Genomic DNA, 11,456 nt, shown 5'->3' on the forward strand with positions numbered 1-11,456 from the left:
CGCTGGCGCTGGCTGCTCCGGAGCTGTCCGGTGCGCCCCTCCGTGCCATGGTTGTATTGCTATTGAATAAATAGCAAGCTATATCGATATTCATTGGACTAGAAGCTGATTTCGCTGAAAAATGACTTTTCGGTCGCAAGGGATGGCCGCCGGACAGTCTTCAGTCGTTTCATCTGGCGTCGGGCCGTGCCAACGGGTCCGCGCGCTGCAGGTCTTCCAGCCATGCCAGGTAAGCGGCGGGCTGATGTTGCGCTTCGGTGCGCAGCAGGGCGGCCGGGTGCAGGGTGACCAGCACACGCAAGCCGTCGGGCCGGGTGAACCACTGGCCGCGCTCCGACATCACAGCGACGTGCCGGCCCAGCAGTGACGCAGCGGCGGTGGCACCGAGCGCGATCGCCGCCTCGGGTTGCACCAGCCGGATTTCGCTTTCAAGCCAATGCAGGCAGGCGGCTGCCTCCGCTTGCGACGGCGTTTTGTGCATGCGGCGCCGGCCGCGCGGTTCATATTTGAAATGCTTGACGGCGTTGGTGAGGTAGAGATGGTTGCGGTCCCAGCGCAGTTCTGCCAGCGCGCGGTCCAGCAGCTGTCCGGCCGGACCGACGAAGGGTCGGCCGCGCAAGTCTTCCTGGTCGCCCGGTTGCTCGCCTACCAGCATGAGGCGCGCGCGCGCCGGGCCTTCACCGCCGACCGCTTGCGTGGCGTGCTGGCCGATCGGACATTGACGGCAGCGTTGCAGGCTGTCAAGCAGCGCTGCAGTGCTAAGGGGCTGAGCTTCCGGCCCGTCGCCGGGCTCAATGGCGGACTGCTGGCGCTGAACGGCGGCGCGGTGAAGCGGCGCGGCGGGAACCCGCCGCTGGAGGGCGCTGGCTGGCTGCTCGATCATGCCCAGGCGCTGCTGTGGGGCCTGGGCAGCCAGGCTGCTGATGAGCTGCGCTTCCGGCAGGTTTTTCCAGTAACGCCGCGGCATTTCCTTCTGCATCATTTTGAGTTTGAGGCGCGCAGGGTTGAAGATGTGCTGGTAATAGGTAAGCCAGAGCTGCTCGCCGGCGTCTGCCGGCGGCGCCTGTTCGCGCCGGGCGGGCGGCCCGAAATGCAGCTTCGCCGCGCTCCACTCCACGCTGCGCTCTGGCGTCAGGATGGCCCAGCGCATCTGCGTGAAGCGGCGGGCAAAAAAGGGCGCCACTGCTTCAACGATGTGGTGCTCGGGCTCGAACCAGGCAACATGCAGCGGTCCGCCCTCGGGGTGGCTTTTGAAAGTCTCGTCCTGCACGGTACGAAAGCGCACAAAGGCCTTCATCTTGTGCAGGTCGCGGCGTACGGCCTGCGCCAGGTGCCGGGCCAGCACCTGGTCGGCGTCGAGCGGGTCATGGCGCAGTGTGGGCTCATGCACCAGCCGCCACAGCAGTCGATAAAGCAGGCCGAAGCGGTTCGGGTCGCGGTGCAGGATGACGCTCTGGCACAGCGGCAAAAAGTCGGCAGGCACGTTGACGGCGGGGGCGGGCGGTGCGCCCGCCGTGCCCTGGGCCGGCGTGGGCGACGCAAACAGGTCTTGCACCGGCGCATCGCTGCTGTGCCAGCTCACCTGCTTCGGGGGCACCTGCCGGGCCAGCAGAGCCCGCGCGGCGCTGCGAAAGCCCAAAATATCTACCGGGCCTTGCAAAGTGACGGCGTGCAGCGCGGGCGCGGCCGGCGCGTCAGCAAAAAGGTCGGCGGTCAGCAGCGTCTGCATTACCAGGCCTGCTGTGCGGCTACTGGTGCGGAGGCCAGCAGCGGCAGCGCGGTGTTTTCAGGTTCGTCAAACAGGCCGGCTTGCACGGGTGTGGGCGTGAGCCGCGCCGCCAGGTTGAGCGCGTCAAGCGTGGCGCCGGGCTGGTGGTCGGCCAGCAGCACAAAGGGCAACACTTTTTTGAGTGGCACATGCAGCCGCTGCAGGTCGTCGGCGCGCAACTGGCGCACGCGGCGTGCCTGCAGGATGCGCGTGACGGCCTTGACGCCCAGGCCGGGCACGCGCAGCAGCATTTCGCGCGGCGCGCAGTTGACATTGACCGGAAACTGCCCGCGATGGGCCAGCGCCCAGGCCAGTTTAGGATCCATGTCCAGGGCCAACATGCCGTGGCCCGGCGTGCCGCCCGGGCCGGCTGCATCGGGCACGATTTCATGGTGGGCAAAGCCGTAGAAGCGGATCAGCCAGTCAGCCTGGTATAGCCGGTGTTCCCTGATCAGCGGCGGCTGGCGAAGCGGCAATCGGGCCGATGCATCGGGAATCGGGCTGAAAGCCGAGTAGTAGACGCGGCGCAGCTGATAGGCGCTGTACAACGTGGCGGTGGTTTGAAGAATGGTGCGGTCGTCGGTGCTGTCGGCGCCAACGATCATCTGCGTGCTCTGGCCGCCTGGTGCGAAGCGCGGCGCCGGAGCCAGCCGGGTTTTGAGCGACCGGGGAAGTGAGATGATGCTTGTTTTTTGGGCATCTCGGGTCGCGCCTTTGGCCTCGTCAATGCCCAGCCGCAGCTGCGCCATCGAGCGGCGAATCGCCGCGCTGTCTTTTTGCGGCGCCAGCGCGTGCAGGCTTTGCACCGTGGGCAGCTCGACGTTGATGCTGAGGCGGTCGGCATACCGGCCGGCGCGCGCCAGCAAGTCGGCTGAGGCGTCAGGAATGGTCTTGAGGTGGATGTAGCCGCGAAAATCGTGCTCCACGCGCAGCACGCGCGCCACTTCGACCACCAGTTCCATGGTGTAGTCGGGACTTTGAATGATGCCCGACGACAAAAACAGGCCTTCGATGCAGTTGCGGCGGTAAAAATCCAGCGTGAGCTGTACCACCTCATCGACGGTGAAACGCGCGCGCGGCACGTTGCTGCTGACGCGGTTGACACAGTAGAGGCAGTCGTAAAGGCAGAAATTGGTGAAGAGGATCTTCAACAGCGAGATACAGCGCCCGTCAGGCGCGTAGCTGTGACAGATGCCCGATCCTTCGGTCGAGCCGATGCCCTTGCCGCCCAGCGAGTGGCGTTTGCTCGTGCCGCTGGATGAGCATGACGCGTCATATTTGGCTGCGTCGGCCAAGATGGCTAGTTTTTGCGATGTGATCACTGTACCAATATACAGTTGTTTGTACTCCGTGTCAGCCCGTTTTGACGCAAGCCCCGCAACGGCGCCGGGTCATTGCGCTGGCCGAACCGGCTGACCCAGCCGGGTGGCGCCCCCCTCAATGACGAGGTAGAGCACGCTGGCCACGGCCAGCGGGGTGAAGTAGTAAATCATGCGGTAGGCAATCAGCGCGGCCAGCAGTTCGTAGCGGGGCAGCTGGTGCGACAGCAGTGCGACGAACACTGCCTCAAGCACGCCCAGGCCGGCCGGGACGTGCGTGATCACCCCGGCGATGGCGGCCAGCAGTTCGTAGCGGGGCAGCTGGTGCGACAGCAGTGCGACGAACACTGCCTCAAGCACGCCCAGGCCGGCCGGGACGTGCGTGATCACCCCGGCGATGGCGGCCAGCAGCAGCGTGCCCACCACGGCGGAAAACTCGATGCGCTGTTGCAGCAGCACAAAAATGATGCCGGACATGATCAGCCAGTTGCTGGCGCCCATAAGCAACTGCAGGCCGGCCATGCGGATCGACGGCAGCTCGATCTCGTGGCCGCGCAGCCATAGCGTGCGCCGGCGGGAAAACGCGCAGGCGGCCAGGTAGGCCAGCGCCGCCGCCAGCAGCGCCAGGCCGATCAGGCGAAGATTGCCGACATTGATGGCCCAGTTGACCGGCAGGACTGGCGGCTGCAGACTGAACACCAGGCCCGCCAGCACTATGTAACCCATCCAGTTGCTCAGCATGCTCAGCGTCATCACGCGCGTGATGACGCCGCTGTCCAGGCCCAGCCTCGAATACAGCCGGTAGCGCAGTGCTACGCCCCCCACCACCGAGCCGAGATTGAGGTTGAACGCGTAGCTGACGAAGGTGGTCGCCATCACGGTGGCTGTGCCCAGGTGATGGCCGGTGTAGCGGCGCCCGAGCAGGTCAAAGCAGCTGTATAGAACGAAGCTTGCCAGCGCCAGCGCCGCCGCGCCACCCGCCGCCGCGAGCGGATAGTGCTGCAGCGAGCTGAGCACCTTGTCCCACTCGATGCTGCGCGCCTGTGAAAACAGCAGGTACGCCACCAATGCAAAAAAGGCAGTTGTGCCGCCACGCTTGAGCCAGGGCCACCAGGCGGTTCGAGTGATGTTGCGCCGGCGCTGCGAGGCCAGATTCAGCGACCGAGGCTGCGGCGGGGGCAGTGCACCGCGCCGCTTCATGGCGGTTTCAAGCCGGGTCGGCCCGGTTGACCTGATTGACCTGGTCGGCTCCGGCCGACTTCTCGGTGGTCAGTGCCGTGGCAGTGGCCGACAGGGCTAACGTCAGCCGGGGGGCATGGGCCGGCAGCCAGCCAGCCCATGCGGCATAGCGGCGCAGCATGTGAAAGACAAGGAAACTGCGCACGGCGCTCCACCAGCTGGCAGCCGGCAGATCGCCGCGTTGCACCTGTTTGCAGCTGTGCTGCATGAGCTGGTCAAGCCGCTCGTTCAAGAGCTGGGCGAAGCCCTTGTCCTTGATGATGACATTGGCTTCGAGGTTGAGTGACAGGCTGAGCGGGTCCAGGTTGCTCGACCCTACCGTGGCCCATTTTCCGTCCGAGACGGCGACCTTGCCGTGTAGTGGCCGGTCGCAATATTCATAAATTTTCACGCCAGCGTCCAGCAGGTGGCGGTACAGCAGGCTGGCCGCAGTCTTTACGATGGGCATGTCGGGCTGGCCCTGCAGGATCAGACGCACATCCACCCCGCGTCGCGCCGCCCTGCACATTTCCCTGAGCAGGCGGTAACCGGGGAAAAAGTAGGCATTTGCAATCACGACGCGTGAGCGCGCGGCGCGGATGGCGATGCGGTAGTGCCGTTCGATGTCGTTGGTGTGCTTGCGGTTGTCGCGCGTTACAAACAGTGCCGCAGAATCACCCGCCGGGCCTGGCACGCGGCCCTCCCACCGGCTGGCAAGAGACCGCTCGCCGGCCGGCAAACGCTGGCCGGCAGCCAGTGCCCGGTGCATGAACTGCTGAATATCGGCGACGATCGGGCCCTGCACCTCGACTGCATAGTCCTGTTTGGCGCCCGGGCCGAAGTCGGCCAGGTGATCGGCCGAAAAGTTGATGCCGCCGACGAATGCGTGCTCGCAGTCCACCACCACCAGCTTGCGATGCATGCGGCGAAACAGGTTGGTGCGCCAGCCCCAGAGTTTGGGTCCGGGGTCAAACACATGCACGCGCACGCCGGCCTGTATGAGGCTGGAAATGAATTCGACCGACAAGTCAGGAGAGCCAAATCCGTCAATGGTCATGTCAATCTGCGCGCCGCGTTGGGCGGCTTTAAGCAGGGCCGCATGGAGCCCCTTGCCCACCTTGTCTTCAAACAGGATGAAGGTTTCCAATAGCACTTCATGCTCGGCTGCGGCGATGCACTCGAACACCCGGGGGAAAAATTCCTCACCGTTTTCAAGCAGCGCAAAGCGGTTGCCGCTGATCCACCGGCTCATGGTGACGCCACGCGGGCCGCTGCGTGCAATGCCCTGCTGACCAGTGCAGTTTTGCTTGCCTGAGCCGGCCCGGCGCTACGCACCTTGCCCGTCACAGCCTGATCTCGGCGGCCAGCGGTGCGTGGTCGGAGAGATGAGACCACGGGTTGCTGGGCAGGATGATGGGTGCGTGGCCGACGGCGTTGCGCACGTAGATGCGGTCGAGCTGCAGCATCGGCAAGCGCGCTGGAAACGTGCGTGCCGCGTGGCCGTTGGCATGCACAAACACTTCGTGCAGATTGGCGCCACGGGCGAGCTGCGCGTGGGCGCGGCGGCGCCAGTCGTTGAAGTCGCCGGCCACCACCACGGGCGCCCTTGCCGGAATTTCTTTTCGCACCAGGTCGCAGAGCATTTTCATCTGCTGGGTTCGGTGCACCTCGAGCAGGCCCAGATGCACGCAGATGACATGCACGTTGCGGCTCTGGCCCGGCACTTCCAGCTCGCAGTGCAGCATGCCGCGCCGTTCCGGGCCGTTGATGGAAATGTCGCGGTTTTCAAAACGCACGATCGGAAACTTGGACAGCACCGCGTTGCCGTGATGGCCGTTGGTGTACACCGCGTTGCGTCCATAGGCGAACTGCTTCCAGATGCTGTCGGCCAGGTATTCGTAATGAGGCGCGTCTGGGTAATTGTCGAACTTCTCGGCATGCTTGAGATGGTTGCCCGTCACCTCCTGAAGGAAGACCACGTCGGCGCCCACCTGGCGCACCGCGTCTCGCAATTCCGACAGAATGAATTTTCGGTTGAAAAAGGTAAATCCCTTGTGGATGTTGACCGTCAGAACCTTGAAGGAAAACGGCTCGCCCGACGAGGCGGCAGCCAGCGCGGTCCGGGTGTCGGCCTGGACGGCGCGCATATCCGGCTGGGCGGTAGATTCTTCAGCTGACGGCGCCTCAACGGAGGGTTGCAGGGAAGAGATGCGGGAAGCTTTGGGAGGAGTCATAAGAATCTAAAAAGGCGGGCTAAGAAACCCCGAGACTCATTGTTGGCTCAGGGGCATGGCACTACTGTAGGACAGCGACTTATTTGTCGCACATCGGCTGGCTTGTTGATTTTGGCGCGCCGGCTGGCGAATGGCATGGCAGCGCCTGCTTTTTCAATCACAGGCTGCGAGGCTTGAGTCCTACACAAGCGTGTCCGTCCTTCCGATACCGCTGAAAGCCTGGTGGCTGTCAAATTGATCGCAGGCAGAGCCAACTATGAGTCGATTGGCGAGCCCCTATGTTTCTCTGTTCAACACGCCCTCATGGGCATTAAGGAATTACCATGCTGAAAAAGCCATTCATGAAAACAGCCCCTCTGGCGCTGGCGGTAACGGCCGCATTGTTACTGGGCGGTGCTGTGCACGCTCAAACCGGTCCTGCCGGAGTGTCAACACCGGGTGGGGCAATGAGCCAGGCCCAACAGAGTAATCTCCCTGCCGGCACCACAAAACCAAAAGACAATGCCGTGATGCCCGCCCCGGCGGCCGGTAATGGAACTTCGGGCTCCGCCGGCAGTTCGGGTATGTCGGGCTCAGGTTCGCCGATGATGAATCAGGGAAGTATTGCTGGCACGACCAAATCCAAGGATGACATTGCCAACCCTTCTCCGATGGCCGGTAAGGGTATGGACACCGCATCGCGCGACGAAGCCCGCGCCAACAAAAAGGCCGCCAGGGCTGCCAAGCGCTCTGCCAGGCAGGACAAACGCATGATGAACAAAGGGACGATGAGCAAGGGAACGATGAACAAGGGCAGTGCCGAGACCGGCGGCGACAGCAGCGGCATGACGCCCAGCCCGTCCAAATAAGTAGCATCGTTACTCTGGTTTAACCCGGGCTTCCCGCTGGCGGGAGTTCCGGGAAAAAACTGCAGATCCGGGCTGGTGGAAATTCAATCCACCGCCCGGATTTTTTGCGTTCTTTCGGCAAATCGCAAATTGCAATTCGTAAACGGTGAATGATGAGCAGCAAACCAATCTGCTGTAAGTGGACTCCCTGAAGCCGGCCTATTTGGGGCGGGGTTGCACCAGGTCCCGATCGGGCTGCGACAGCGTGCCGGCGCGCAACTGCGCCACGGCGCAAGCGACCGCGCTGGCGACGTTGCGGACTTCGGCTTGCATCGCCTTGTCTGCGTCCAGTGTGTCGTGGCTGGTTGCATAGGGCTCGTAGTAGCCGACAAAGCGATCCAGTCTGGCCTTGCTGCCCGCATCGATCAAACCCATCCAGTCGAGCCAGTCAGACAGGCCGCGGCGCGAGCCTTCAATGCCTGCCACGTCGCCATGTACCACCAAACCGTAGACGCGGCCCGCAAGGTGTTTCGGATAGTCCCAGCCCTTCAACTCCAGCGCCTTGGCTTCAGCGGGCTTTTTGCCGTGGGTGCTACTCGGGTCGGGGTTGCCGCCATCGGCGCAAACCAGCCTGTCAATCATGAGCTTGAGCGGGCTGGGGGACTGGTACCAGTAGACCGGACTCACAATGATCACGGCATGCGCCGCCGTCCAGCGTTCGTAGATCTCGGCCATCCAGTCGCTGGTCTGCCCGAGCGAATGGTTGGGGTAGCAGCTGCACGGCCAGTGACACAGCGGCATGGCAGTGGAGACGCAGCCCTTGCAGGGATGGATGTTGAGGTGGTAGCTGGAAGTCAGCAGGCTGAGGTCAAGGAGGTCGGTTTGCAGCTGGGCCTGTTGCAGCGTTTCTTGTGCCCACTGCACCATGCGAAAGGTTTTGGAGATCTCGCCGGGGCAGCTTCCGTCGTTGCGCGCCGAGCCGCAGATCAGCAGAACACGCGACGCGGTCTCGGGCAGCTGCCAGGCGGCCTGGGCTTTTTCAACGCGGCCCCGGGTTTCCAGCCATTCTGTCGAAAGCTCGTACTCGGGGTCTGCGTAGCCCGGCCCCGCCTTGTGCGTGACGGGCGACTTGCGGCCTTGCTGGTAAGCGTCCCAGGCGACCTCTTCGACACGCGAGATAGCGGCGTCTTCGGCCCTGAAGGCCGGGTCCATGAAGGACTGCATGAAGCGTTCATGAAACATACTGCGCGACAATACGGCTGGCGCCTGGCCTTTGCGAACTTGAGTCATGCCGGCAGTTTAAGGACGGGCCAGGCCAGTGGTCAAAAGTGACGGCGCGGTCCTACAGCGCCCTGAGCGTCTGCCCGAGACGGTAAAAACCGGGAAGATTGGCGTCTTGTCCAGGTAATACGGACTTGTTGTGCTATTAAATCGGGAGTAATTGCCTAAAACGAAAGGCACGAAAAAACCTGCGTTGACAGACTCGAAAAGAGCCATCCTCGCAGGTCATCAAGCGGGATGTGGCCCGGGTTCCATGATCCGGACTTGATCAGCCCTTGCGCTGCATTCCTGCGCCGCCGTCGTAGTGACCACGGCCATGGCGCTGACCCATTTTCAGGTGCTCGGCGTCAAAAGTCTTTTGCTGCTCAGGGCTCAGGGCGGCGTAAAAAGTCTTGGTGGCTTCGCCGCGTTTTTCCATGGCCGCATTCATGTCGGTCATGCGTTGGCTGCGCATGATGCGCATTTTGTCGATGCGCTCGGGTGTGCTCAGATTTCCGAGTTCGGCACGCTGCCCGGGGGTGGGACGCTCGCCCATGCGGGCGGGAGGCTGCATGGCGGCGGTGAAGGTGGTCCAGGCGCCTTCCTGGGCTGGCGTTATCTTGAGTGTGGCTTTCAGTTCGGCCTGCCTTTTGGCCATCCAGGCCTGCATTTTCACCGGGTCGTGATGGCTCATCATTGAATTGTTGTTTGGACTGGTCTGCTGGCCCGCGTCGTAGCCTGACGTTGCCGGCGTGGTGGTCGGGCCTTCCGCCATCGCGCTGGCGCCAACGGTGGCGAGCAGGCTGGCAAGGACGAGACCATTCAGGGATTTGAGAGAGAATTTCATGGAAACTTCCTTTCGGGAGAGAACAAGAGAGAACGCCTGAATCCACTATTGGCTTCAGGATGAGCATTAGTTTGCAGGCCCAATGTATAGATGCGATTTCGCAGGGGTGAGGGTTTGTAAAGTCCAGAAAATGCCTCTTTCGCCAGCGCAAGGCAAACTCTGGCCGCAAGGCGATTCACCCGGCCCCTGCAAGACGGCGAAAATACGCCTCCACCCGATCAAAACCGCCGATCCGGCCAACACGTAAAAGGAGCCCCATGAAAACCGAGAGACTTGTGACCCCCTGCAACAACCCTTACCCGGGCTTTCGTCTTCTGTGTGGCGTGCGGGCGGGGCTGGCTCTGGCCGCAGTCGCGCTGGTGATGCCGGCGCAGGCCGCCGGCGGTCACCATGCCGTGGATGACGCCAACATGCTCGACGAGGGGCAGTGCAAGCTGGAAGTCTGGGCCGAGCGCGAAACCGGCGGAGCCCGTACCCTTTTGCATGGCGGGCCGGGCTGCCGGGTCGGCCCGGTGGAGCTGGATGTGAATGTAGACCGTGAGAAGTTCACGGGCATGAACGGCGCGACCAGTTTCAGTCCTCAGGTCAAATGGGCGACCAGTCTGAATGAGCAACTGGCTGTGGGGCTGGTCGTCGGCTTGCGCTTTAACAATCAATCGCCCCGTTATGTAGGTAGCACCCTTTACATACCGGTGACGTGGCGCGCCGGCGATACCTTGTCGGTGCATGCAAACTGGGGCCGGGATTTTCAACAAACCGGCCCCAATCAGGCGCTCGGCGGGTTGGCCCTGGAGTGGGCGCCCGTTGCAGACTGGTCATTCATTGCTGAAAGATTCCTGCAATCGGGGAGCAGCAGTGCCAGAGTGGGGGTGCGCTGGGCGTTCAAGCCCGGGCTCAGCCTGGACATCAGCCGCGCCCGCACGCTCGGGCCTAGCGGCCCCAGCTGGACGACGGTCGGTGTCAATTGGCAATTCGGGGGAGCGTCCAAACCCGCGGACGTTGCGGCAGCCGGTCCTGGGCCTTCCCGCACGCCCTGAGGAGCCATCAGGGGACGCCGGGACGCGCGGGGCCACACGGTTGTCATGACTGGCCGACCTGCTTACAATGCAGCCAGCTTGTCGGGGTGCCAAAAGATGTGTGCAGAAATGTCGCATCGGAGGCTGAGATCGCAAAATGCGAGACCCGCTGAACCTGATCGGGGTCATTCCCGCGTAGGGAACAACGTTTTTGGCTCCGGTAATTTCGATCGTGCGTTTGCCCATTTTTCAGCAGACGTTTCAGCGCGACATCTCCGGCTCCCCAGGCAGGCAAACCACCTTTTCTGGAGACAGCCATGGCCCAAACCCATCTTTCCGTCGACGCAGCGGACCTGATCAGCCGCATCACCCGCACGCCTTTTCCGGGTTCGCGCAAGATTTATATCGAAGGCTCGCGCCCCGACATTCGCGTGCCGTTTCGCGAGGTCACGTTAACCGACACGCTGGTGGCCGAAGGCGGGCAGACGCGCCGCGAAGCCAATGCACCGCTGCGCCTGTTTGACTCGTCGGGCGTTTACACCGACCCGGTCGCGCCGATTGACATCACGCGCGGCCTGGAGCCCTTGCGCGGCGCCTGGATCAACGAACGCGCCGATACCGAAGCCTTGCCCGGCATCAGCAGCCTCTACGGCCGTGAACGCCTGAACGATCCCGCCCTCAGCGCGCTGCGCATGGCCCATGCGCCCGTGCCGCGCCGCGCCAAAGCGGGTGCCAATGTGTCGCAGATGCACTATGCACGCCGGGGCATCACCACCCCAGAGATGGAATACATCGCCATCCGCGAGAACCTGGTGCGCGCCCAGCTGGCCGAGCGTTTGGCGACCGAGCGTATTCCCAAAACAGGCCATTCGTTCGGCGCGGCTATCCCGAAGGACGTCACTGCCGAGTTTGTGCGCGAGGAAGTGGCGCGCGGCCGCGCGGTGATTCCGAACAACATCAACCACCC

10 protein-coding genes and 1 riboswitch are annotated in these 11,456 nt (G+C 63.1%); of the genes, 3 read left to right on the forward strand and 7 right to left on the reverse strand.

Annotated elements, in window-relative coordinates:
• Nucleotides 1-169: 169 nt before the first annotated feature.
• The 5 genes from HHJ19_RS07500 to HHJ19_RS07520 form a co-directional block, all read right to left on the reverse strand.
• A complete protein-coding gene (locus tag HHJ19_RS07500; RefSeq protein ID WP_296905495.1) occupies nt 170-1,729 on the reverse strand; it encodes a UdgX family uracil-DNA binding protein in 1,560 nt (519 codons plus the stop codon).
• Entirely contained in the window at nt 1,729-3,090 is a 1,362-nt protein-coding gene (locus HHJ19_RS07505; protein ID WP_296905498.1) for a putative DNA modification/repair radical SAM protein, read from the reverse strand. Before HHJ19_RS07505 ends, HHJ19_RS07500 begins: the two co-directional genes overlap by 1 nt.
• Nucleotides 3,091-3,159: 69 nt before the next feature.
• A complete protein-coding gene (locus HHJ19_RS07510; protein ID WP_296905500.1) occupies nt 3,160-4,287 on the reverse strand; it encodes a lysylphosphatidylglycerol synthase domain-containing protein in 1,128 nt (375 codons plus the stop codon).
• A 7-nt stretch (nt 4,288-4,294) separates the two neighbouring features.
• Complete coding sequence (gene clsB / locus HHJ19_RS07515) at nt 4,295-5,557, reverse strand: cardiolipin synthase ClsB (protein ID WP_296905502.1); 1,263 nt, start codon at nt 5,555-5,557, stop codon at nt 4,295-4,297.
• 91 nt (nt 5,558-5,648) lie between these two features.
• Nucleotides 5,649-6,452: an endonuclease/exonuclease/phosphatase family protein gene (locus HHJ19_RS07520; protein ID WP_296905513.1), complete on the reverse strand. Its 804-nt coding sequence runs from the start codon at nt 6,450-6,452 to the stop codon at nt 5,649-5,651.
• A gap of 428 nt (nt 6,453-6,880) precedes the next feature.
• On the opposite strand from HHJ19_RS07520, the gene HHJ19_RS07525 reads away from it, so the two are divergent.
• Nucleotides 6,881-7,387: a hypothetical protein gene (locus HHJ19_RS07525; RefSeq protein ID WP_296905503.1), complete on the forward strand. Its 507-nt coding sequence runs from the start codon at nt 6,881-6,883 to the stop codon at nt 7,385-7,387.
• Between the two features lie 198 nt (nt 7,388-7,585).
• On the opposite strand, the gene HHJ19_RS07530 is transcribed toward HHJ19_RS07525, so the two are convergent.
• Complete coding sequence (locus HHJ19_RS07530) at nt 7,586-8,656, reverse strand: NAD(P)H-dependent oxidoreductase (RefSeq protein ID WP_296905505.1); 1,071 nt, start codon at nt 8,654-8,656, stop codon at nt 7,586-7,588.
• A gap of 259 nt (nt 8,657-8,915) precedes the next feature.
• The gene (locus HHJ19_RS07535; RefSeq protein ID WP_296905507.1) at nt 8,916-9,473 is read right to left on the reverse strand and encodes a Spy/CpxP family protein refolding chaperone; all 558 of its coding nucleotides are present in this window, start codon (nt 9,471-9,473) and stop codon (nt 8,916-8,918) included.
• 257 nt (nt 9,474-9,730) lie between these two features.
• On the opposite strand from HHJ19_RS07535, the gene HHJ19_RS07540 reads away from it, so the two are divergent.
• Nucleotides 9,731-10,510: a hypothetical protein gene (locus HHJ19_RS07540; protein ID WP_296905509.1), complete on the forward strand. Its 780-nt coding sequence runs from the start codon at nt 9,731-9,733 to the stop codon at nt 10,508-10,510.
• 72 nt (nt 10,511-10,582) lie between these two features.
• Nucleotides 10,583-10,708: riboswitch (TPP riboswitch) on the forward strand.
• 98 nt (nt 10,709-10,806) lie between these two features.
• Nucleotides 10,807-11,456: phosphomethylpyrimidine synthase ThiC (locus tag HHJ19_RS07545; RefSeq protein WP_296905511.1), on the forward strand; the 650-nt coding region annotated here is incomplete at its 3' end.

This window comes from Polaromonas sp. (assembly GCF_012927415.1).
Classification (GTDB): Bacteria; Pseudomonadota; Gammaproteobacteria; order Burkholderiales; family Burkholderiaceae_C; genus Polaromonas.

Excerpts from the sequence above, each read along its gene's own strand:
- HHJ19_RS07530 (WP_296905505.1), bottom strand. The coding sequence starts at position 8,656 with ATGACTCAAGTTCGCAAAGGCCAGGCGCCAGCCGTATTGTCGCGCAGT.
- HHJ19_RS07540 (WP_296905509.1), top strand. The coding sequence starts at position 9,731 with ATGAAAACCGAGAGACTTGTGACCCCCTGCAACAACCCTTACCCGGGC.
- HHJ19_RS07510 (WP_296905500.1), bottom strand. The coding sequence starts at position 4,287 with ATGAAGCGGCGCGGTGCACTGCCCCCGCCGCAGCCTCGGTCGCTGAAT.
- HHJ19_RS07535 (WP_296905507.1), bottom strand. The coding sequence starts at position 9,473 with ATGAAATTCTCTCTCAAATCCCTGAATGGTCTCGTCCTTGCCAGCCTG.
- HHJ19_RS07525 (WP_296905503.1), top strand. The coding sequence starts at position 6,881 with ATGAAAACAGCCCCTCTGGCGCTGGCGGTAACGGCCGCATTGTTACTG.
- HHJ19_RS07520 (WP_296905513.1), bottom strand. The coding sequence starts at position 6,452 with ATGCGCGCCGTCCAGGCCGACACCCGGACCGCGCTGGCTGCCGCCTCG.
- HHJ19_RS07500 (WP_296905495.1), bottom strand. The coding sequence starts at position 1,729 with ATGCAGACGCTGCTGACCGCCGACCTTTTTGCTGACGCGCCGGCCGCG.
- clsB (WP_296905502.1), bottom strand. The coding sequence starts at position 5,557 with ATGAGCCGGTGGATCAGCGGCAACCGCTTTGCGCTGCTTGAAAACGGT.